Raw genomic sequence first — 21820 nt, 5'->3', positions numbered from 1 at the left:
AATTAGGGTGTAATTCAGGAGATGAGGTGTTTTTTATTATGTATGGGAAAATGTTTAGCGCGTGTCTGTATGGGATTGAAGGGGTAATGATTGGTGTGGAAATCGATCTTGCAAATGGACTGCCGCAGACGAATATCATTGGCTTACCTGATTCAGCGATTCGTGAGGCTGTTGAACGAGTTAGGGCTGCTGTTAAAAATTGCGGTTACCGCTATCCACAGCAGCGTATTACGATCAATCTTGCTCCAGCTGACCTGCGTAAAGAAGGTTCTGCTTTTGATCTAGCGATTGCTTTAGGGATACTGATAACTAGTGGCCAGTTGATTATGCCTTCAGCTCAAGAGATGCTTTTGATTGGAGAGCTTGCGCTCGACGGCAGTCTGCGTCCGGTATCGGGTGTGCTGCCGATGGTTGAAGCAGCGCGTAAAAGCGGGTTTAAAGCCGTTCTGCTCCCGCAGGGCAATGCGGCAGAAGCCGCTTTAATCAGTGGCATAAAGGTTTATACCATCGACCATTTGCAAACGTTAGCGAATGCTGCTGAACCTGTGGCCAGCTTTGGTCCGATTATAGATAGTCTAGTTCCTCTAGAAGAATCTGAAGGATCACCACTTCCTTTTCCTGTATCCGTGAGCATGGGGACGGGGCCAAAAGAACAACCTCCGGTGCTTGTTCTTTCTGTAGAGCATCTCAGATATATCCCTATATATTCTGAGGCTGCTTCTTCCGAAACGAATGAAATAATGGATGATTACAGTGATGTGCTTGGACAGCAACATGTGAAAAGAGCACTAACTATCGCGGCTGCAGGGATGCATAATATTATGCTCATCGGTCCACCTGGCACAGGCAAGACGATGCTGATCAAACGCCTTCCCAGTATCCTTCCGCAATTGTCGGACAGTGAGGCACTTGAGGTAACCAAAATTTTTAGTGCGGCTGGAAATTTGAAGGATGCACACAACGGTTTGCTGCGAAGACGTCCATTTCGTTCTCCACACCACACGATATCTTCTGCCGGATTAATTGGAGGGGGCGGTATTCCCAAGCCAGGTGAGGTAAGTCTTGCGCATCGAGGTATTCTGTTTCTGGATGAATTGCCTGAATTCTCCCGGAATGTGCTTGAAGTGCTGCGACAGCCCCTCGAAGATGGGGTGGTTACTATAAGTCGTGCCCGGGCTTCCTTTACTTTTCCTGCCAAATTCATGCTCGCTGCATCGATGAATCCGTGCAGCTGCGGCTTTTTTGGAAGCGGTATCTCCCAGCAAAATTGTACCTGCAGTCCCGCAAGGATTGCCCAATATCGAGCCAAAATATCCGGTCCTTTATTGGATCGGATCGACTTACAGGTTGATGTTCCCCGCCCGAAGGAATGGGATCGGCAGGGACATGTTTTATCGTCAGCTGATATGCGTGCGGAGGTGTTGGCTGCTCAGGCCATCCAAGCTAAACGTTACAAACGACTGGCGATTTCATGGAACAGTGAGCTTTCCGGTGCTTCCCTTCGGAAATATGCAAGCCTAAACCGAGAGAGTGCTCAAATGCTGTATGACATTTTGGAGAATTTAGGTCTAAGCATGCGAGCGCATGATCGGATTATTAAGCTATCCCGTACCATAGCTGATCTGGAGGGTGCACAGGATATTTCTTCTGCACATCTCGCGGAAGCTGTGCAATACCGTAATCTGGATCGACAGGTATTAACGGAGGAATAAAGAAAAAAGAGCAGCGATTCCCGTTAATGAGAATCGCTGCTCTATACTATGGACCGGTAGTGACGAACACCGCCGAACCATTATTATGCTCTGATGCTTACGGAACGGACCTAGAGGACTTTATTTGCAAGTTTTTAGCCCTTGGAGCGTAGATTCGGACTCTGGAGACGCTATTCCTTTGGAAGAAGGTTATACTGGGTGGTTTTCATTCCAATAGCTGCTATGAGGTCCGATAACATCTCAAATATGGGATTAAGTTGCGTTTAAGATCAACTGTGTCCGATAGCGACTTCGAATGTGAGATGCCACGTATTCAAAGAAGGTTAGATCGTTTAGCAAATTTAATATACATTTTTCTCTATAATTTCTTATAGTACATTCAGTTCTACTTCGATATTGCCACGAGTAGCACGGGAGTAAGGACATGCGCCGTGGGCAGCTTCTACCAAAGATGCTGCGGTTTCTCTGTCAACGCCTTTAACCAGCACGTCAAGCTTAACCGCAATGCCAAATCCGCCATCTTCAACTTTACCAAAGCTTACAGTAGCCGTAACTTCACTGCCTTCAATCTTCACTTTGCCAAGACGAGCAACCATGTTCAGAGCACTGTCAAAACAAGCGGAGTAGCCAGCTGCGAATAATTGCTCAGGATTAGTGCCTTCACCACCGGCACCACCCATTTCGCGTGGTGTACTGATCATAAGGTTGAGTTTAGGGCTTTCTGATTCTATATAACCGTTTCTTCCCCCAACAGCTTTAACTGTGGTTTCATACATCTTTTGTTGAATTGTCATCATAATAAATCTCTCCTATTCATTAATTAGTTTGTGTACAATCTAATTTATCACAATTAATATAAAAGTCAAATTAATTTTTTGCTATTATTATGATGTATGAGTAAATTATGATAAAATAAAGAGATAAGGCGGGTGAATAAATATGAAAATGAGTGAAGAAGATATGCAGAAAATGACAACAACCCCAGAGCTGCTGATCGAGAATCAGCTCTGTTTTACCATTTATGCTTGCTCGCGTGAGATTACAAAGCTGTACCAACCTTATTTGGATAAGATCGGTTTAACTTACTCCCAATACTTAGTAATGCTTGTGTTATGGGAACGGCAGCAATGTACAGTGAAAGAGATTGGTGAGGCGTTATTTTTGGATTCAGGAACGCTGACTCCGCTATTGAAACGCTTGCAAGCTGCAGGCCTAATTATACGTGAACGCTCGATGCAGGATGAGCGAAAAGTATTAATCTCACTAACGAAACAAGGCTGGGCACTCCAAAGTGATGCCGTGTGTATTCCCGGCAAAATGATGGAAGAAACGACACTGACAAATAATGAATCCATAGAGCTACTTGATCAGTTTAAAGACTTACTGAATCGTGTTCACGAAGCTAATATCCAAGATAGTAAAAAGTAAGCGTAGTAAGGAGTCAATGCGATCGTTCGCATTCCGGCATGAAATCAAGCGAAAAAATGTGTACAAATCATGAATATATTTAAGGTAAGCGTTTTAAAAACATGTTACACTATTCTGGGTTCCTTTGTATGGCATATAGGTAAATATAAGCTTAGTCTTATAGATTTACACAATGTCTCTTGCAGAAATAATGCCATTCTTTTTACGAGTGGTAGATCAGTTTCTGCTGGTTCCGGAATAGTGCTGCATGTATAACATCAGCCTATCCCTAACCCCGCGGCAATCAAAACGGAAAGCGAGATGACAACAGGCTGCCTGTTTAGTCACCACGCTACTTTAGGAGGCTACCGCTATGAATATCCACGAGTATCAGGGAAAAGAAGTGCTTAAGAAGTACGGTGTAGCCGTACCGAATGGAAAAGTAGCTTATACAGTGGAGGAAGCGGTAGAAGCCGCAGAGTCACTGAGCACACCGGTTGTTGTAGTTAAAGCTCAGATTCACGCAGGTGGACGCGGTAAAGCTGGAGGAGTAAAGGTTGCTAAGAATATCGATGAGGTGCGTAGTTACGCAACTGAGATTCTGGGTAAGACTCTAGTAACTCACCAGACTGGACCGGAGGGTAAGGTAGTAAAAAGACTGCTCATTGAAGAGGGTTGTCAAATTGTTAAGGAGTATTATATTGGTATCGTAGTTGACAGAGGTACTGGCCGAGTGGTCATGATGGCTTCTGAAGAAGGCGGTACTGAGATTGAAGAAGTAGCTGCAACACATCCGGAGAAAATTTTTAAAGAGATCATTGATCCGGCAGTGGGTTTGCAGACTTTCCAAGCGCGTAAGCTGGCTTATAGTATCTCTATTCCTAATGAGCTGGTAGGCAAAACTGTGAAATTCATGCAAGCGCTATATTTAGCTTTCGTGGATAAAGATTGCTCTATTGCCGAAATTAACCCATTGGTAGTGACTGCGGATGGGAATGTGATGGCACTGGATGCCAAACTGAATTTTGATTCCAATGCCTTGTTCCGTCATAAGGATATTCTAGAGCTGCGGGATTTGGATGAAGAGGATTTAAAGGAAATCGAAGCCTCGAAGTATGACCTTAGTTACATTGCACTTGATGGCAATATTGGGTGCATGGTAAACGGTGCAGGTCTCGCGATGGCGACTATGGATATTATTAAGTATTATGGGGGCGAACCCGCCAACTTCCTGGATGTAGGGGGCGGTGCAACGACCGAGAAGGTAACAGAAGCCTTTAAAATCATTTTATCCGATGAAAAGGTGAACGGAATTTTTGTTAACATTTTCGGTGGTATTATGCGCTGTGATGTTATCGCTAACGGTGTTGTAGAAGCGGCTAGTCAACTGGGTTTGACCAAACCGCTGGTTGTGCGTCTTGAGGGAACAAATGTTGGATTGGGCAAGCAGATTTTGGCTGGATCGGGACTTAATATTGTTGCTGCTGATTCTATGGCGGACGGTGCCCGTAAGATTGTGTCTCTTGTGCAATAATGGCCTGATTTAGCAAGCCAGTTATCGTATTTGACAATATAAGTAGGGATGTGACTTAAGGCATGAGCATTCTTGTAGATAAAAATACGAAAGTTATCACGCAGGGAATTACAGGATCAACGGGTTTGTTCCATACTAAAGGTGCGCTGGATTATGGAACACAGATGGTTGGAGGGGTAACACCGGGTAAAGGTGGAACATCTGTCAACATCACGCTTGAAAATGGCAGTGAGGTTAGCCTTCCGGTATTCGATACTGTTGTAGCTGCTAAGGCGGCTACAGGCGCAACCGCTAGTGTAATCTATGTACCGCCAGCATTCGCAGCAGACTCTATAATGGAAGCCGTGGATGCAGAACTCGACCTGGTGATTTGTATTACCGAAGGGATTCCAGTACTTGATATGGTAAAAGTATCCCGTTATATGGAGGGGCGCTCTACTGTATTGATCGGACCCAACTGTCCGGGAGTTATCACTCCTGGTGAGTGCAAAATAGGAATTATGCCAGGTTATATTCATATGCCAGGGTATGTAGGTGTTGTCTCGCGCAGCGGAACTCTAACCTATGAGGCTGTTCATCAGCTGACCACGCGTGGAATCGGGCAATCTTCAGCTGTAGGTATTGGCGGAGACCCTGTTAAAGGCTCAGAGTTTATTGATATTCTGAAGCTTTTTAATGAGGATCCGGGTACAAAGGCAGTCATCATGATTGGTGAAATTGGCGGAACCGCAGAGGAAGAAGCAGCAGAGTGGATTCGTGACCATATGACTAAGCCGGTTGTAGGGTTTATTGGCGGTGCTACTGCCCCTCCTGGCAAACGTATGGGGCATGCGGGTGCTATTATTTCCGGAGGCAAAGGCACAGCGAGTGAGAAAATTGCCGTACTTGAATCATGCGGAATCAAGGTTGCTCCTACACCTGCCGAAATGGGCTCAACACTAGTGAGTGTACTTGAAGAACGCGGTATTCTTAGCGCTTTTACAACGCATTAATTATTTTATTTACTTGAAGGAATTCACTCTACGCGAGTGGGCTTCTTTCGTGTATAATTATTTCAGAGGTAAGCAACCTTTTGTTCCTATCCAAGGGATAAAAGGTTGCTTTTTTTTGTTTTTTAACATAGAAAAATATTGAATTAAAAGAAAATATTGCATTCCTCTAATTCATGTTACAAAATAGGGAAGGCTAACCCTTCCACTAAAGGAGAATAAGCTTATATGGAAGAAAAAGATCTGCTGTTTGGTTTTAATGAAGTGGAGGGGATTGGCTGGAAGAGTATCGACAAGATTCGAAGAGCAGGCTTAATGTCAGAACGAGCATTTTCCTGTAGTGCAAAAGATTGGGAAACGATCGGATTGAACGGAAAGCTGTCGACTTATCTTGCTTCCATATATACGTTAGAGTGGATCACCAAAAGACGCTTATTAATGGAAGAAAGTGCAGTGAAGATGGTCACTGTGTTTGATGCGGCTTATCCTGTTTTGTTGAAGGAGACGGCACAGCCACCGTGGATCCTTTATTATCGGGGGCGTTTGGAACTGTTATCAACACCTAGCGTGGCGATGGTTGGCACTCGTGTGCCAACAGCTTATGGACGAAAGGTAGGAGAGATTCTCACGGAGGAGCTTAGTGCAGCAGGTCTAACGGTGGTTAGCGGACTTGCGAGGGGGATCGATAGCATTTGTCATGAAGCGGCGCTAAGAAGCGGTGGAGGGACCATAGCAGTAGTGGCAACAGGATTGGACAAAGTCTATCCAACTGAGAATATTGAACTGGAACGGCGTATCTCTCAGGAAGGGCTTGTCATCACAGAGTATCCTCTTGGAACTAAAAGTCATCCTGGATTATTTCCACAGCGTAATCGGATCATAGCAGGTTTATCACGGGGGACAGTGGTCGTGGAGGCTGACAGCCGCAGTGGATCACTTATTACAGCCGATGCTGCCTTGGAAGCTGGGAGGGATGTCTTCGCAGTTCCCGGACCTATTACATCACCTAAGAGCAGAGGGGCGTTAGAGCTTATCAAGCAGGGGGCAAAGCTGGTAACCAGTGGAGTAGATATTATAGAAGAATATACTTCTTATTTGCCGGCAAACGTAATAAAAACAGGGAATAATAGCACTACCGAACAGACAGCAGACGACTTTATGATTGAAAAGAAATTGACAAATGAGGAGTCTCACCTATACCATATACTGCATCAAGGCCCTTTTATATTGGACGATCTGCTTGTAAGAACAGGATGGGATTTTGGACATTTGCATTCAGTTCTGTTATCTTTAATCATAAAAAAAGCGGTAACACAATTACCAGGAGCTATTTATAAGGTAATTTAATATAGAGGTGCGAGTGTTAACGAGGAGGAAGAGTCTATGGCAGATGCATTAGTTATTGTCGAGTCGCCTGCAAAAGCGAAGACAATTGGCAAATATCTAGGTAGTAAATATATTGTAAAGGCATCAATGGGACATATTAGAGATCTACCGAAGAGTCAAATTGGTGTTGAGGTGGAGAATGATTTCAGTCCCAAATATATTACTATCCGCGGTAAAGGATCTATATTGAAGGAATTGAAAGACGCTAGTAAAAAAGTTAAAAAAGTTTATCTCGCAGCTGACCCCGACCGCGAAGGGGAAGCAATTGCTTGGCATTTGGCGCATGCGCTGGATTTAGATAATACACAAGAATGCAGAGTTGTTTTTAATGAGATCACCAAACAAGCGGTAAAAGATGCTTTTAAGACACCGCGTAAGATTAATATGGATCTCGTGAATGCACAGCAGGCTAGACGTATTCTGGATCGACTGGTAGGGTACAAGATTAGTCCTCTATTATGGAAGAAAGTCAAAAAAGGTTTATCTGCTGGACGTGTACAATCCGTTGCTGTGAAGATCATTATGGATCGTGAGAATGAAATCTCCGCTTTTGTACCCACCGAATATTGGAGCATAACAGCGAAGCTTGGAATCCGGGATTCCGTCTTTGAAGCTAAGTTTCATAAGCTGAATGGTGTGAAAAAAGAACTGAATCAGGAAAGTGATGTTCAGGAGGTTCTTGAAGCTATTAAGAACGCATCTTTTAAGGTGAGTGATGTGAAGGAGAAGGAAAGACAACGTCATCCTTCGGCTCCTTTTACCACCAGCTCCCTACAACAGGAAGCAGCCCGTAAGCTTGGATTCCGTGCCGCTAAGACAATGTCTGTTGCACAGCAGCTATACGAAGGTGTGGAACTCGGTAAAGAAGGTACCGTAGGTTTGATCACTTATATGCGTACTGACTCCACGCGTCTCTCTGTCACCGCTCAGGATGAAGCTAAAGAGCTTATAACAGCTAAGTATGGTGAGAAGTTCTTGCCAGAATCCCCACGACAGTATTCTAAAAAGGCAGCTGGAGCACAGGAAGCGCATGAAGCGATTCGTCCAACCTCGGCATTACGCGAACCTGAAATGGTCAAAGAGTTCTTGAGCCGTGATCAATTCCGTCTCTACAAGCTAGTGTGGGAGCGATTCGTATCAAGTCAGATGTCTTCTGCCCTGCTGGATACGCTTTCGGTGGATATAGCTGCAGGTACTGCTACATTCAGAGCTGTTGGTTCGAAGGTTTCATTCCCCGGATTCATGAAGGTTTACGTAGAAGGCAACGATGACGGAACTACAGATGAAGACAAGTATTTGCCGCCACTTCAAGCGGGAGATGCTTTAAATAAGCAGGAGATCGAGCCTAAGCAGCACTTTACACAACCGCCTCCACGATATACGGAAGCAAGACTTGTAAAGACGCTTGAGGAGCTGGGTATAGGCCGTCCAAGTACATATGCCCCAACGCTGGAAACCATCCAGAAGCGTGGTTATGTGGCTATTGAAGAGAAAAAATTCATGCCAACCGAACTTGGCGAGCTTGTTATAGAGCAGATGGAGCAATTTTTCCCGGAAATCCTAAACGTTGAATTCACCGCGAACATGGAAGGCGATCTTGACCATGTGGAAGAGGGCTCAGAAGACTGGGTAAAGGTTCTTGCAGAGTTTTACGAATCGTTTGAGAAGCGTTTGGTATTCGCGGAAGAAGAGATGAAAGAAATTGAGATTGAAGATGAAGTTTCTGATGAGATCTGTGAGAAATGCGGCAAACCTCTCGTGTATAAGCTGGGTCGCTTTGGGAAATTCCTAGCATGCTCTGGCTTTCCGGATTGCCGAAACACGAAACCGATTATCAAGGATATTGGCGTAACTTGCCCTAAATGTCATGAAGGTAAGGTTGTGGAGCGACGCAGCAAAAAAGGGCGTGTTTTCTATGGCTGCGACCAGTACCCTGGTTGTGATTTCGTTTCATGGGATAGACCTTCTATAAAACCATGTCCATCATGTGGATCTTGGATGATTGAGAAACGTAATAAGCAAGGAACCAAGCTACAATGTACGTCTTGTGATCATACAGAGGCGGTTCTAGACAACGAAGAAGAATTAGCAGATTAATAGTCTCTATGGGAGGAAAAAAGACAGTGTCAGATACAGCAAAAGTAACAGTAATTGGAGCGGGTCTCGCAGGAAGCGAAGCCGCTTGGCAAATAGCATCACTAGGAGTACCGGTAAGATTATATGAGATGAGACCTGTAGTAAAGACACCAGCCCATCACACGAATCAATTTGCTGAACTGGTATGCAGCAACTCCTTGCGTGCGAATGGATTAGGGAATGCTGTAGGTGTATTGAAGGAAGAAATGCGGCGTTTGAACTCTCTTGTATTAGGTGCTGCTGACCGACACGCGGTACCCGCAGGAGGAGCACTCGCCGTAGATCGTGATGGATTCTCAGGTGAGATCACCCATACTTTGCATAATCATCCGCTCGTTGAAGTCATAAATGAAGAACTTACGCATATACCGGAGGAAGGGATTGTTGTTATTGCAACGGGTCCCCTAACTTCACCGGCATTATCCGCTGAAATAAAAGGGCTGCTGGGTGAAGAGTATTTCTACTTCTATGATGCAGCAGCACCGATTGTTGAGAAAGACACCATTGATATGAACAAGGTGTATTTGGCTTCCCGTTATGATAAGGGAGAAGCGGCTTATCTCAACTGTCCGATGACAGAAGAGGAGTTCGACGTGTTTTATGATGCGTTGATTTCTGCTGAGACAGCAGCACTCAAAGATTTTGAGAAAGAAATATACTTTGAGGGCTGTATGCCTATCGAAATCATGATGAAACGCGGCAAGCAAACAGCGTTATTTGGCCCAATGAAGCCAGTAGGACTTATCAATCCGCATACAGGTAAACTTCCTTACGCGGTTGTGCAACTTCGTCAGGATAATGCTGCCGGCACACTTTACAATCTTGTTGGTTTTCAGACCCATTTGAAATGGGGCGAGCAGAAGCGTGTATTCTCGCTGATCCCAGGTCTTGAGAATGCTGAATATGTTCGTTATGGTGTGATGCACAGAAACACATTTATTAATTCTCCTAAACTTCTGCACCCTACCTATCAGATGAAAGGCAAGGAAAGACTCTTTTTTGCTGGACAGATGACAGGTGTAGAAGGTTATGTTGAATCAGCTGCTTCCGGGCTCATAGCTGGTATTAATGCTGCACGGGCAGCACTCGGTCAGGAAGGACTGATCTTCCCGCAGGATACTGTTCTAGGCAGCATGCCAGCTTATATTACTTCTGCCGATCCAGAGCATTTTCAGCCGATGAATGCCAATTTCGGTCTGTTGCCGAAGGTAGAGAAGAAAATCCGCAATAAGAAGGAAAAGAATGAAATGTTAGCTCATCGCGCTCTGGACAGTCTTGCCGAGTATGCCAACCGCACAGGACTCGCTTATTCGGAGCCGGAGGTTGTCGATAGCGAACAAAGCCCATCTTAAGGAGGTAACTTACAATCATGGTACCCAGCTTTCATGCGACTACAATTTGTGCTGTAAGACATAACGGACAGGCAGCTATAGCAGGTGATGGACAGGTTACATTCGGAGAGAGTGTTATTATGAAGACGACGGCCAGAAAAGTCCGTCGCCTGTACAGAGGACAAGTAATAGCAGGTTTTGCGGGGTCCGTTGCGGATGCTATTACCCTATTCGAAAAATTCGAGGGCAAGCTGGAGGAGCATCATGGGAACCTGCAGCGGGCTGCAGTTGAATTAGCGAAGGACTGGCGTCAAGATCGTATTCTTCGAAAGCTTGAAGCTTTGATGATTGTTATGGATAAGGAAGGAATGCTCCTGATCTCCGGAAATGGTGAAATTATCGAACCGGATGATGACGTTCTTGCGATTGGTTCCGGTGGTAATTTTGCGCTGGCTTCAGGCCGAGCACTCAAACGTCATGCACCCAATCTTTCCGCTGCGGATATTGCTAGAGAATCGCTTCAGGTAGCATCTGAAATTTGTGTGTACACTAATTCCAACATTATTGTTGAACAATTATAGACTCAGTGCCATAGAGACAAGGAGGAATTCACGATGGTGAATCAATCGCTTACACCCCGTCAAATTGTTGCCGAATTGGATAAATATATCGTAGGTCAGAAGCAAGCCAAGAAATCGGTAGCTGTTGCGCTTCGTAATCGGTATCGGCGCAGTCTGCTAGCAGAGGAACTGCGTGATGAAGTTGTTCCTAAGAACATCTTAATGATCGGACCTACAGGTGTGGGAAAGACAGAGATCGCCCGGCGTCTAGCAAAGCTTGTTAATGCACCGTTCATCAAAGTGGAGGCTACTAAATTCACTGAGGTCGGTTATGTAGGTCGAGATGTGGAATCTATGGTTCGTGATCTGGTAGAGACTTCTATTCGTATGGTCAAGCTTGAGCGTACGGAGAAGGTTAAGGATCGTGCGGAAGAGCTGGCTAATGAGCGGATCGTTTCTATATTGGTCCCTTCCTCTTCCAAAAACAAATCACAAAAGAATCCTTTCGAGATGATTTTTGGAGGGAATTCTGCACAAGAGGACTCTAAAGAAGACACTGAGCAGGATGGAAGCCTAAGTGAACGTCGGCGTGGGGTTAGATTTAAGCTGTTAGCTGGTCAGCTGGAAGATGACATCATTGAAATTGATGTTGAGGATACAGCGCCAACTATGATGGATATGTTTGCAGGTCAAGGAAACGACCAGATGGGTATGAATATGCAAGAGATGTTCGGCAGTTTGCTGCCTAAGCGGACGAAGAAACGTAAGCTTCCTATTCGCGAAGCGCGCAAGGTACTCATTCAGGATGAGGCGGCCAAGCTGATTGATATGGATGATGTGATTCAGGAATCCGTGACTCGGGCTGAACAATCAGGCATTATTTTTATCGATGAAATCGATAAAGTAGCAAGTCAGGGAAAAGGGTCTGGACCGGATGTGTCGCGTGAAGGCGTGCAACGGGATATTTTGCCGATTGTAGAGGGCTCGACCATTATGACGAAATACGGTCCTGTGAAGACGGACTATGTACTCTTTATGGCTGCCGGAGCTTTCCATATTGCTAAGCCTTCGGATTTGATTCCAGAACTTCAAGGACGTTTTCCGATTCGCGTAGAGCTGAGCAGTTTAACGTTAGAGGACTTCGTTTCTATTTTGACGGAACCAGAGAATGCTTTAACTAAACAATATGTGAATCTGCTTAAAACTGAAAATTTAGAAGTGGAATTCCAGAAGGATGCTATACATGAGATCGCCAAAATAGCGGCTTCAGTGAATCAAAATATGGAGAATATAGGTGCACGGCGTCTTCATACTATTTTGGAGAAGTTGTTAGAGGATCTTTCTTTTGAAGCACCTGAGCTGACTTTGGAGAAAATGGTTATTACCCCAGAGTATGTGCGCGAGAAATTGGCAAGTATAGCTCAGGATCGTGATTTAAGTCAGTATATTCTTTAAAGCGACAAAAAAACAAAAAATCTATGTATTTTGAATTTGGGCATAACGGATTAGATAAATTACAAATTGGTGTCGTGAAAACGTAAAAATATGTCAAAACATGCAATTAAAAAGAAAAAATTGAGTTAAAAATGTAAATAAATAGTAATAAAGTGCTAAAAGCCCTGTCTTTTCTAAAAAGATAGGGCTTATTTCTTATTGTAATAATATACAAATTAAATGAAAATCAATGTATGTGAAAATGCTAAGTGTTATTCATTGCGACAGCGTTCGACGGAATACCGTAAATTTAGAGTATTTTTTCTTTATTTGTCGAAAGCAAGCAGGTTTTTTGATGGAAGTTGTGGAATTCTTTTCATTATGATAGCTTTGAAAGGAGGAATTGTCTTGGGATTGCTGAATAGTGTCAGTTTTCAACGATTGCAGGGAGGCATTGATGCTGCCTATAAACGACAAAGTGCTCTAGCAAATAATGTGGCTAATCAAGATACGCCAAATTTCAAACGTTCTGATGTTTCATTCGAAAGTATCCTGCAACAACAGGAAAGTGGAATCCAATCTACACTTAGAGCGAAAGTTTCGGATACCCGGCATTATCAATTTGGCAGCAACACAATTGTTCCCGCTGCTGTTGAAAATACTGATGAAACTACCTCTATGAACAATAACGACAACAATGTGGATGTAGATCGCGAAATGGCATTAAGCGCAGAGAACCAGCTTAGGTATAGTTCTTATGTTGAACAGATTAACAGCCAGATTTCGATGATGCGAGCCGTAATTCAAGGAGGATAAGAGAGTATGAACTTTGGTAGTAGTTTTGGGATCAGTGCATCTGCATTAACGGCTCAACGGTTGCGGATGGATGTAATTTCTTCCAACGTAGCCAATGCTGAAACTACAAGAGCATCCGTGGTGGATGGCAAGGCTGTTCCTTACCGACGTAAGTTAGTTGTTTTGGAAACGAACGAAAGTAATAAATTCTCGAATATACTAAATTCGAAAATGAATAATAGCAATGAAGGGGTTAAGGTGCAGTCGATCATAGAAGATACTTCACCATTGAAGCCGGTATACAATCCGAGCCATCCTGATGCGGATGCTGAAGGATATGTCTATATGCCAAACGTAGACATTACCAAAGAAATGGTTGATATGTTATCTGCATCTCGCTCTTATGATGCCAACGTTACGATGCTTAATGCATCCAAAGCTATGGTAAGCAAGGCACTCGAAATCGGTAGATAAATGAATGTTAATTAACTTAAGGGGGGGAAACAGTTGATACAGAATATATCTAATGGGGTTCAGGCTGTACAGCAGCTTGCTATGAAACCGACATCTTCCGAAGTTTCATCCACTCCTGCTAATTCGATGGAGAGCTTTGGCTCTTATCTTGAGGATGCGCTCAATAAAGTGGCTGATCAGGAACAACAAGCTAAGGATATGAGTAATAAATTTGTATTGGGAGAAGTGAACATTGACGAAGTGATGATTTCTTCCCAACAGGCTCTACTGAGTTTACAGTTGACTACACAAGTCCGGAACAAAGTGATTGAAGCCTATCAAGAAATTATGAGAACTCAAATATAATAAATCCTAGCTTAGTTTCGGATGGGGTGACACTGTGAATGAAAGATTTGCCCAATATCGGGAGAAGGTTCTCTTGTATTGGAACAGATTTAGTGGTAAACAGAAGATTTTATTCTTTTCAACATTGTTTATCATTCTAATAATAATCGTAGTTATGACCATGCAGCTTTCAAAAACAGAATATGAAGTAGCATTTCAAGATTTGGACAGTACGGATTCGGCTGGAGTAATGAAAGCCTTAGATTCAGCAGGTGTTTCATACCGATTAAGTCAAGATGGAAAGAGTATTTCTGTACCTAGTACAGAAGCAGCTCGGGTCAAGGTGGATATCGGTTCTCAGGGGATTGTTCAAGGTGGCTCTATCGGATATAAAGTCTTTGACGAAAATTCGTCAATGATAGGTACAACAGATAGCGAGTTTAACGTGAAGTACAATAATGCATTGAACGGTGAAGTTGAACAGTTAATGAGACGCATGCAAGGGATTAAAGATGCAAAAGTGCTGATTAATTTGCCTAAAGAGACAGTTTTTGCCTCACAGGCTGATCAGGAGCAGGCATCTGCATCCGTTGTGCTTTCATTTGATCCAGGATTTAGACCTACCCAAGACAATATTGACGGGTATTTCAATCTTGTGAAAACTGCTGTGCCTAATTTACCAATTGACAACATTACCATTGCAAATAATGAAATTGAATTAATGCCAACAGCTAAAGGTGGACAGGCTGGTGTCACTAACCAAGTTGAAGAAAACTTCGCTCTTCAGAAGAAATTCGAAGAAGAAGTAAAGAAAAATGTGAAACAATTCCTTAGCACTCTTACCGGTCCTGATAAAGTGGATGTTCTTGTGTTCTCAAAGTTGAACTTTGACAAGGAAAACCGGAAGGAAGATCTTGTTACCCCTGTGGATACAGAGAACATGAAGGGGATTGAGATCAGTTCACAAATAATTAGTAATTCGTATTCGGGTCAAGGTAACACGACTGGCGGAGTGGCTGGCACTGGTTCTCAAGATGTTACGGGCTATCCTTCTAATGCGGGTGCGGATACTTCTACCTCGGAGGAATCTTCAGAAACGAGGAACTTCGAAGTTAACCGAATTACTAAAGATGTTATTGCTAGTCCGTATACTGTTAAAGACTTAACCATAAATGTTGCAGTTGAACCACCTTCAGGAGAAAAAAGTTTAGATGATGCAACATCAGCTGCAATTCAAAATATTTTGGTGAATATTGTTCGCGCTTCTCTTGCAGATTCAGGTACTACATATACAGACGCTGATTTGACCAAAAAGGTTTCGGTCTACTCGCAACAATTTGGTGGCACCGATGCCAACACCGTTAAAGGTGGTCTCGCTTCTTGGATGATATGGGCTATCGGAGCAGCAGCATTGCTGGTTGGAGCAGGTGGAGGATATCTAATCTACCGGAGTCGTAAACAGACTGTGGAAGAGGAAGATGAAGACATTCCATTGCAGGTTCCTACTGAATTTCCTTCTATTAACTTGGAGAGCGTGACGAATGAAAGTCAAGTTCGTAAGCAATTGGAAAGTTTGGCCAAGAAGAAGCCAGACGAATTCGTAAATCTGCTGCGTACATGGCTTGCAGACGAACAGAGGTGAACTAATGGCAAAGGCTAGCCAGCAGGGACTTAGTGGCCGTCAAAAAGCTGCGATCCTGCTTATCACACTAGGGCCCGAGGTATCGGCGCAAATTTTTAAACATTTAAGAGACGAGGAGATTGAACAGCTGACTCTTGAAATTGCTAATGTTCGCAAAGTGGACAGCGGTGAAAAAGAGTCGATCATGTCTGAATTCCATCAGATATGCCTCGCCCAGGAATATATATCACAAGGCGGTATTAACTACGCTAAGGAAATTCTGGAGAAAGCGCTTGGGTCAACAAAAGCAATGGAGGTCATTAATCGTCTGACTGCAACATTGCAAGTAAGACCTTTCGATTTTGCACGAAAAGCGGATCCTAATCAGATTCTCAACTTTATCCAGAATGAAAATGTACAGACTATTGCACTTGTATTGTCTTATCTGCAATTTGAACAAGCTGCTGCAATCCTTTCCTCGCTTCCTCAAGAGAAACAGGCAGAGGTGGCTAGAAGAATTGCTGTGATGGACAGTACCTCTCCAGAGGTAATTACGCAAATTGAACGTGTGCTGGAGCAGAAGCTTTCCGCTACAGTAACCCAGGATTATACAAATGCTGGTGGTATCGAATCAATTGTACAAATCTTGAATGGGGTTGACCGGGGGACAGAGCGTACGATTCTGGATTCTCTCGAAATTCAAGATCCAGAGCTTGCCGAAGAGATCAAAAAACGGATGTTCGTATTTGAAGATATTGTTAATGTGGACAATCGTTCAATACAGCGCATTGTTCGTGATATCGATAATGCGGATTTACAGCTTGCACTCAAGGTTGCCAGCGAAGAAGTACGGGATGTTATTTTCAGAAATATGTCCAAGCGTATGGCAGAAACGTTCCGAGAAGAAATGGAATACATGGGTCCTGTGCGGCTGCGTGATGTTGAAGAAGCACAGACTCGTATTGTAGGCACGATCCGCAGACTCGAAGAGTCTGGTGAAATTATCATCGCTCGTGGCGGAGGAGATGACATCATTGTCTAAGCTGATCAAACACTCCCAGTATGTTCCGGTTGATGTCTTTAAAAGATTGGAACAGGCCCGGCAATATGCGGGCCTAACTGAGGAGCCCGTTCCCGAGGAGACTTTAAGCGAGACTGACTATCATGATCCCGCACGTGAAGAGGCAGAAGAGACGCGTAAGCAAATGCTTAAGGACGCTCAGGATTTTGCTGAAGAGCAGGTTCGGAATGCATCTCTTGAAGCGGAACAGATTGTAGAGTCCTCGAAAGCGGAGGCTGAAGAGTGGTGGAAACAACGGCGTGAGCAGGATGAACATCTGATCGAAGCTATCAAAGCTGAAGCTCATCAGCAAGGTTATGAGGAAGGTGTTTCTCAGGCTGAGGAAGAGATGAAGCATAAGATCGCAGAGATGATGGAAGAAGCGCGTGCTGTTTTGACTGAGGCGTATAAAGCAAGAGAAGTGATTATTCAGGAAGCGGAGCCTTTTTTAGTAGAGTTAAGCTGTGATATTGCAGAGAAAATTGTGGACAAGCAGTTAACGGTAGAACCACAATTCGCAATGGACTTAATCCGCAAAAATCTGGCTCGTAAGCGAGAACAGGGTTTGATCTCACTTTGTGTATCCCCAGCGCAGTTCGCTTTTGTGAATGCTGCCCGGGAAGAATTATCACTAGCTGTTGATTCACAGGCTGAACTGCAAATCTTGCCCGACTCAACGGTAAAAGACCAAGGATGTGTTATCCGCTCTTCCTTTGGCAGCATTGATGCTCGAATCGACACTCAGCTCGCAGAGATCAAGAAAGAGCTGGTAAGAATTGCGCTGGACACCGATGAGCAGAGAAATGGGGAAGACGATGCTTAATAGCAACCGTTATAAGGAGCAACTTCGTAATCTCGATCCGGTGAGGATCAATGGGAAAGTGACGCAGGTAATCGGTCTAATGGTTGAATCGGAAGGCCCTGACGCAAGTATAGGTGATGTATGCTACATCTACCCTTCCAAAGGAAACAAACCGCTGCAAGCTGAGGTCGTTGGTTTCCGTGATAACAAGGTACTATTGATGCCACTTGGTGAACTGCAGGCGATTGGACCTGGTTGTGATGTAGTGGGCACTGGTAAGCCGCTTAGCGTGCAAGTAGGTTCTGAATTATTAGGAAAAGTACTGGATGGTCTGGGGCAGCCGCTTGATGGCTCTCTCATTCCAGCACGAATGCCACATAGCTCTACCTTTAATATTCCTTCCAATCCACTTAATAGACCGCGGGTGCAGGAACCCATCAGTATTGGTGTGAGAGCGATTGACGGTTTGCTAACGATTGGCAAGGGACAGCGGGTCGGTATTTTTGCTGGCTCGGGGGTCGGCAAGAGTACTTTGATGGGGATGATTGCCCGGAATACATCGGCTGATGTAAATGTTATTGCTCTGATTGGTGAGCGTGGCAGAGAAGTATTGGATTTCATTGAACGAGATTTAGGACCAGAGGGCTTGCAGCGATCCGTAGTAATTGTTGCTACCTCAGACCAACCTGCTTTGATTCGCATAAAAGGTGCGCTTATCGCTACAACGATTGCCGAGTATTTCCGCGATCGTGGCCTTAATGTAATGCTGATGATGGATTCGGTCACCCGTTATGCCATGGCCCAACGTGAAGTTGGACTTGCAGTTGGAGAGCCGCCAGCCATGCGGGGATATACACCTTCGGTGTTTGCCAGCTTACCCAAACTGCTGGAACGTGCCGGTACAGGTCCTACAGGCTCTATAACAGCCTTCTACACGGTACTGGTTGATGGTGATGACATGAACGAGCCCATCGCAGATGCAGTCAGAGGAATACTTGACGGACATATCGTACTCAATCGAAATATTGCGAACAAAGGACACTTTCCAGCAATAGATGTTCTTTCCAGCATAAGCCGAGTGATGAAGGATATTGCTCCAGAAGAACAGATTGCAGCAGCGGAGAATGTGAAGCGCCTTATGGCCGTTTACAAGGATTCAGAGGATTTGATTAATATTGGAGCTTATCAGAGAGGCTCTAATGCTCAAATCGACGAGTCGATGGAATTTATCGACAGTATATGGGATTTCACCAAACAAAAGGTGAATGAAAAAGTTACGCTGGCTGAAGTTCAACAGTCTTTAATTTCACAGTTCTCAAGGAGTTGATTCGGTATTATGAGGTTTCATTATACTTTTCAAAAAGTCGTTGACTTGAAGGGCAATGAGAAGACACAGGCAGAATGGATGCTCTCAAGCGCGCTTGGAGAATTGCAGGCACAGGAAAGAAGCCTGGATGAACTCATCTTTCAGCGGAGTGCTATCATGCTATCCTTACAAAATGCCGCAGAGCAAAAGACACCTATGGTTAAGATTCGTGAAATGCAAGAGTATGTGGAATATCTGGATAAATGCATTGCCCGTAAGCATACGGACATTAGCCGTGCACATCAAGAAGTCCAGAAGAAACAAGATCAGTTAAGTACTAAGGTTTTAGATGAAAAAGTATGGTTGAAGGCAAAAGACAAGGCTGAGACATTGTTTCAGCAAAGTATGATTTTACGGGAACAAAACGAACTGGATGAGATGGCAACCGTCCGCTTCGCGATGAAATCCCTCTAACCCGGGAGGTTTCCGCTAGTGGCTAATATTGATAATGATATGGAACTTGAAAATGAAGGGTCAGCGGGGAAATTTGAGCGGTTCTTATTCTTAATGATACCGATTATCTTCACGCTAGTACTGCTTGGAGTACTGTTGACGCTTTTTAATATGGACATTCGTAATAATGTGCTTGAAGTTGCGAATAAAATTCCTATCCTGGAAAAATGGGTTCCTGATCCGCCTGCAGATCCTTCCAAACCGAAGGAAGAAAGCAAAAAGCAGGAAGTGAGCTCAGCGACAACGATTAAGGAGCTTAAGGCTCAGCTCGCCCAGCAGGAAGAAAACCTGAAGAAGGTTACAGATGAAAAAACAGCCCAGGATACCAAGGTTCAGGCGCTAGAGTCACAGATTGAGGGTATGAAGAAGGAAGCTGAAACCGCAGAGGCAAGCACAGATGAAACAGAAGATCCTTATCAGAAACAGGTTTCTGATTTGGCTAAGCTGTATGCGGGCATGAAAGCTTCGAAGGCTGCACCGATCATGGAGAATTTAACTACAGAAGAAATGGTACAGATCTTCAGTGTCATGAATAAAGCGAGTAAAACTGCAATTTTGGAAAAAATGGATCCGCAAAAGGCTGCAGATGTAACGATTAAGTTAAAAGAAACTACATCTTCGAGTGACATGGCGATCGCAGCCCTTCAATCTAGATTGAAGAAAGATGCCGGCACAACAGCAACAGCAACAACCAGTAAGAATTTGGATAAGGAAAAGTTGAATCAGACCTTCAGCACAATGACTCCTGCTAATGCAGCATCGTTACTGGGAGAAATGTACAAGATTAGCCCTGATAAGGTCGTGACGATTATGAATACCGTAAGTGATAGTGTTCGTTCATCTATTTTGGGAGAAATGACTAAAAATGATAGCGCGCAAACTGCGAAAATTGTTAATCGTCTGATGGGTGCTAAATAGATAGGGAAAGGAGGTGAAAAATAAATGAGTTTAGTCGTTCAATCGCTTGTGAGTGCAAACGCAACGGCAGTAAACGGGAGTTCGTCGACTACAACTGGTACAACAACGACGGGTGCACCATTTGCTCAAACCCTGGTACAAACCATGGGAGGCAATGCCAACACCTCGTCGACTCCAGCTGAACCCCTATTGGGAAATCTAGCTTCTTTGCTGCAAGGCCTGTTAAAGGAAGTGCAGCCGACTGGAGAAGAGCAAGCAGGGCAAGACACTCAGAAGGGTGAGCTTCTTGAAAAACTTGCTGCTGATGTTGAGAAGCTGGATGAAAGTATCAGTAGTGATCCAGCTCTGTTGGTAGCCTTGCAAGCTTGGATTCTTCAGGTATCTGCACTTCTATCTGGAAGCCATGCTGCAGAGGATGGTACTACTACAACGGAAGCAGAAGTGGCTGGAAGCTTGTCACCATTGGCACAGAATGCTGATACATTAAGATTTGCAGTTCAAGATGACTTGCAAAGTTTAGTTTCTATGATTCAAGAAGCTGCAGTGAGTGGCAATGAGGAAGTTGCAACAAAGGGAATCAGTTTATTGAATAATTTCACAGCGCTTTTAGAAGAGTCCTCCTCTAACACTAATAAGGGGAAGGGAAAGACCAGCAATGTGAGTGTTAATTCTGATGCTTCCTTACAACAGCCCGTTATTACTGAAAGCAAAAATAATCAAACGGATAAAACAATTCAGAATGTGAGCAGTCGTTCCGGAGAAGCTGTTGTAGTGAAAAATGATACGGTTGTAAGCTCGCCTGTGATATCAGGAACTGTGCAAGAAGCTGAAGCAGAGACTGCGAACACGCCGTTAATCAAGACAGGCGTAACCGGGGAAACGAAGACAACAGAATCTGCTCAAGATTCCACGCTGGGAATTACAGCTAACGAAGGGGATCATGAGGTTGTTACTGCGGGGCAATTATCTCTGCGCGGAGGAATTACTGCACCGCTGAAGGCTGAAGTGCCAGCAGCACCTGTTCCGGTTCAGCAATTTGCTCAGGAAATGACAGGTTTCATTACAGGCAAATTAGAGATTGTGCAAAAAGGTGGGATCGCTGAAGCGACTATATCCCTTTTTCCAGAAAATCTCGGACAAGTTGATGTTAAGATCACAATGCAAAATGGTCATTTAGTTGCCCAGTTCATGACTGAACATACCGGCGCTAAAGATATGCTGGAACAACAAATGAACCAGCTTCGCGCTGCATTGCAATCTCAAGGTCTTCAAGTGGAGAAGCTGGAAGTTACGCAAAATAATACCCCACTCAATTCGCAATGGGGGCAGGAAGGACGCCAACCTAATTCCGGAAGTGGGCAGCAGGGTAGACGTTCCAAAGAAAGCAGAGAGGAAGCCAGTGATGCTGTTCTAGCCGCAGAGCTGAATGGTGAATGGAAGGACTGGGTTTCAAATGCGGGACAAGAAGATCAGTCCCAAGGTGGATCATTTTCTGCTAAGGCTTAACTTTAATAACAA

The 21820-nt window shown here is 44.2% G+C and carries 20 protein-coding genes; 19 read left to right on the top strand and 1 reads right to left on the bottom strand.

What is annotated here, in order from left to right:
* The first annotated feature begins 38 nt into the window (after positions 1 to 38).
* Positions 39 to 1712, top strand: coding sequence for a YifB family Mg chelatase-like AAA ATPase (locus tag MKZ09_RS21325; protein ID WP_076201695.1), 1674 nt, complete (start codon positions 39 to 41; stop codon positions 1710 to 1712).
* 368 nt (positions 1713 to 2080) lie between these two features.
* On the opposite strand, the gene MKZ09_RS21320 is transcribed toward MKZ09_RS21325, so the two are convergent.
* Positions 2081 to 2509, bottom strand: a complete 429-nt coding sequence (locus tag MKZ09_RS21320; RefSeq protein ID WP_076201697.1) for an organic hydroperoxide resistance protein — start codon at positions 2507 to 2509, stop codon at positions 2081 to 2083.
* A 142-nt stretch (positions 2510 to 2651) separates the two neighbouring features.
* On the opposite strand from MKZ09_RS21320, the gene MKZ09_RS21315 reads away from it, so the two are divergent.
* The 18 genes from MKZ09_RS21315 to MKZ09_RS21230 all read left to right on the top strand — a co-directional run bounded on the left by MKZ09_RS21315 (position 2652) and on the right by MKZ09_RS21230 (position 21808).
* Positions 2652 to 3140, top strand: coding sequence for a MarR family winged helix-turn-helix transcriptional regulator (locus MKZ09_RS21315; RefSeq protein WP_235219564.1), 489 nt, complete (start codon positions 2652 to 2654; stop codon positions 3138 to 3140).
* A 352-nt stretch (positions 3141 to 3492) separates the two neighbouring features.
* Positions 3493 to 4653, top strand: coding sequence for an ADP-forming succinate--CoA ligase subunit beta (gene sucC, locus MKZ09_RS21310; protein WP_038571984.1), 1161 nt, complete (start codon positions 3493 to 3495; stop codon positions 4651 to 4653).
* 62 nt (positions 4654 to 4715) lie between these two features.
* A complete protein-coding gene (gene sucD / locus MKZ09_RS21305) occupies positions 4716 to 5645 on the top strand; it encodes a succinate--CoA ligase subunit alpha (RefSeq protein ID WP_076136383.1) in 930 nt (309 codons plus the stop codon).
* 225 nt (positions 5646 to 5870) lie between these two features.
* A complete protein-coding gene (dprA, locus tag MKZ09_RS21300; RefSeq protein WP_076201699.1) occupies positions 5871 to 6989 on the top strand; it encodes a DNA-processing protein DprA in 1119 nt (372 codons plus the stop codon).
* A 36-nt stretch (positions 6990 to 7025) separates the two neighbouring features.
* Positions 7026 to 9125, top strand: coding sequence for a type I DNA topoisomerase (gene topA / locus MKZ09_RS21295; protein ID WP_036688567.1), 2100 nt, complete (start codon positions 7026 to 7028; stop codon positions 9123 to 9125).
* A gap of 8 nt (positions 9126 to 9133) precedes the next feature.
* Complete coding sequence (trmFO, locus tag MKZ09_RS21290; RefSeq protein WP_076100371.1) at positions 9134 to 10516, top strand: FADH(2)-oxidizing methylenetetrahydrofolate--tRNA-(uracil(54)-C(5))-methyltransferase TrmFO; 1383 nt, start codon at positions 9134 to 9136, stop codon at positions 10514 to 10516.
* A 17-nt stretch (positions 10517 to 10533) separates the two neighbouring features.
* Positions 10534 to 11076 carry an ATP-dependent protease subunit HslV gene (hslV, locus tag MKZ09_RS21285; protein ID WP_036688562.1) on the top strand — a complete coding sequence of 181 codons (543 nt, stop codon included), beginning with the start codon at positions 10534 to 10536 and terminating at the stop codon, positions 11074 to 11076.
* Positions 11077 to 11109: 33 nt separating this feature from the next.
* The gene (gene hslU, locus MKZ09_RS21280; RefSeq protein ID WP_038571978.1) at positions 11110 to 12510 is read left to right on the top strand and encodes an ATP-dependent protease ATPase subunit HslU; all 1401 of its coding nucleotides are present in this window, start codon (positions 11110 to 11112) and stop codon (positions 12508 to 12510) included.
* A gap of 387 nt (positions 12511 to 12897) precedes the next feature.
* Positions 12898 to 13305, top strand: coding sequence for a flagellar basal body rod protein FlgB (gene flgB, locus MKZ09_RS21275; protein WP_038571975.1), 408 nt, complete (start codon positions 12898 to 12900; stop codon positions 13303 to 13305).
* 6 nt (positions 13306 to 13311) lie between these two features.
* Positions 13312 to 13758 (top strand): flagellar basal body rod protein FlgC, encoded by a 447-nt coding sequence (flgC, locus tag MKZ09_RS21270; protein WP_036688555.1) that lies wholly within the window; start codon positions 13312 to 13314, stop codon positions 13756 to 13758.
* Between the two features lie 33 nt (positions 13759 to 13791).
* Positions 13792 to 14103 (top strand): flagellar hook-basal body complex protein FliE, encoded by a 312-nt coding sequence (gene fliE, locus MKZ09_RS21265; RefSeq protein ID WP_036688553.1) that lies wholly within the window; start codon positions 13792 to 13794, stop codon positions 14101 to 14103.
* A 34-nt stretch (positions 14104 to 14137) separates the two neighbouring features.
* Positions 14138 to 15724, top strand: coding sequence for a flagellar basal-body MS-ring/collar protein FliF (gene fliF, locus MKZ09_RS21260; RefSeq protein ID WP_076127802.1), 1587 nt, complete (start codon positions 14138 to 14140; stop codon positions 15722 to 15724).
* Positions 15725 to 15728: 4 nt separating this feature from the next.
* Positions 15729 to 16745: a flagellar motor switch protein FliG gene (gene fliG, locus MKZ09_RS21255; protein WP_036688550.1), complete on the top strand. Its 1017-nt coding sequence runs from the start codon at positions 15729 to 15731 to the stop codon at positions 16743 to 16745.
* Entirely contained in the window at positions 16738 to 17586 is an 849-nt protein-coding gene (locus tag MKZ09_RS21250) for a FliH/SctL family protein (protein WP_036688548.1), read from the top strand. Before fliG ends, MKZ09_RS21250 begins: the two co-directional genes overlap by 8 nt.
* Positions 17579 to 18892, top strand: a complete 1314-nt coding sequence (fliI, locus tag MKZ09_RS21245) for a flagellar protein export ATPase FliI (RefSeq protein ID WP_036688546.1) — start codon at positions 17579 to 17581, stop codon at positions 18890 to 18892. Before MKZ09_RS21250 ends, fliI begins: the two co-directional genes overlap by 8 nt.
* Before the next feature lie 9 nt (positions 18893 to 18901).
* Positions 18902 to 19345: a flagellar export protein FliJ gene (fliJ, locus tag MKZ09_RS21240; protein ID WP_038571963.1), complete on the top strand. Its 444-nt coding sequence runs from the start codon at positions 18902 to 18904 to the stop codon at positions 19343 to 19345.
* 39 nt (positions 19346 to 19384) lie between these two features.
* Entirely contained in the window at positions 19385 to 20302 is a 918-nt protein-coding gene (locus MKZ09_RS21235; RefSeq protein WP_076136473.1) for a MotE family protein, read from the top strand.
* A 24-nt stretch (positions 20303 to 20326) separates the two neighbouring features.
* The gene (locus MKZ09_RS21230) at positions 20327 to 21808 is read left to right on the top strand and encodes a flagellar hook-length control protein FliK (protein ID WP_076201701.1); all 1482 of its coding nucleotides are present in this window, start codon (positions 20327 to 20329) and stop codon (positions 21806 to 21808) included.
* Positions 21809 to 21820: the final 12 nt, after the last annotated feature.

It is taken from the genome of Paenibacillus sp. FSL R5-0908, from assembly GCF_038006245.1.
Classification (GTDB): Bacteria; Bacillota; Bacilli; order Paenibacillales; family Paenibacillaceae; genus Paenibacillus_AQ; species Paenibacillus_AQ odorifer.
Note: the sequence above shows the minus strand (reverse complement) of the source record. Positions and strands in the feature narration are given on the sequence as shown.

Coding starts and splice junctions, on each gene's coding strand:
- MKZ09_RS21325 (WP_076201695.1), top strand. CDS start 39: ATGTATGGGAAAATGTTTAGCGCGTGTCTGTATGGGATTGAAGGGGTA.
- MKZ09_RS21320 (WP_076201697.1), bottom strand. CDS start 2,509: ATGATGACAATTCAACAAAAGATGTATGAAACCACAGTTAAAGCTGTT.
- MKZ09_RS21315 (WP_235219564.1), top strand. CDS start 2,652: ATGAAAATGAGTGAAGAAGATATGCAGAAAATGACAACAACCCCAGAG.
- sucC (WP_038571984.1), top strand. CDS start 3,493: ATGAATATCCACGAGTATCAGGGAAAAGAAGTGCTTAAGAAGTACGGT.
- sucD (WP_076136383.1), top strand. CDS start 4,716: ATGAGCATTCTTGTAGATAAAAATACGAAAGTTATCACGCAGGGAATT.
- dprA (WP_076201699.1), top strand. CDS start 5,871: ATGGAAGAAAAAGATCTGCTGTTTGGTTTTAATGAAGTGGAGGGGATT.
- topA (WP_036688567.1), top strand. CDS start 7,026: ATGGCAGATGCATTAGTTATTGTCGAGTCGCCTGCAAAAGCGAAGACA.
- trmFO (WP_076100371.1), top strand. CDS start 9,134: ATGGGAGGAAAAAAGACAGTGTCAGATACAGCAAAAGTAACAGTAATT.
- hslV (WP_036688562.1), top strand. CDS start 10,534: ATGGTACCCAGCTTTCATGCGACTACAATTTGTGCTGTAAGACATAAC.
- hslU (WP_038571978.1), top strand. CDS start 11,110: ATGGTGAATCAATCGCTTACACCCCGTCAAATTGTTGCCGAATTGGAT.
- flgC (WP_036688555.1), top strand. CDS start 13,312: ATGAACTTTGGTAGTAGTTTTGGGATCAGTGCATCTGCATTAACGGCT.
- fliG (WP_036688550.1), top strand. CDS start 15,729: ATGGCAAAGGCTAGCCAGCAGGGACTTAGTGGCCGTCAAAAAGCTGCG.
- fliI (WP_036688546.1), top strand. CDS start 17,579: ATGCTTAATAGCAACCGTTATAAGGAGCAACTTCGTAATCTCGATCCG.
- fliJ (WP_038571963.1), top strand. CDS start 18,902: ATGAGGTTTCATTATACTTTTCAAAAAGTCGTTGACTTGAAGGGCAAT.
- MKZ09_RS21235 (WP_076136473.1), top strand. CDS start 19,385: ATGGAACTTGAAAATGAAGGGTCAGCGGGGAAATTTGAGCGGTTCTTA.
- MKZ09_RS21230 (WP_076201701.1), top strand. CDS start 20,327: ATGAGTTTAGTCGTTCAATCGCTTGTGAGTGCAAACGCAACGGCAGTA.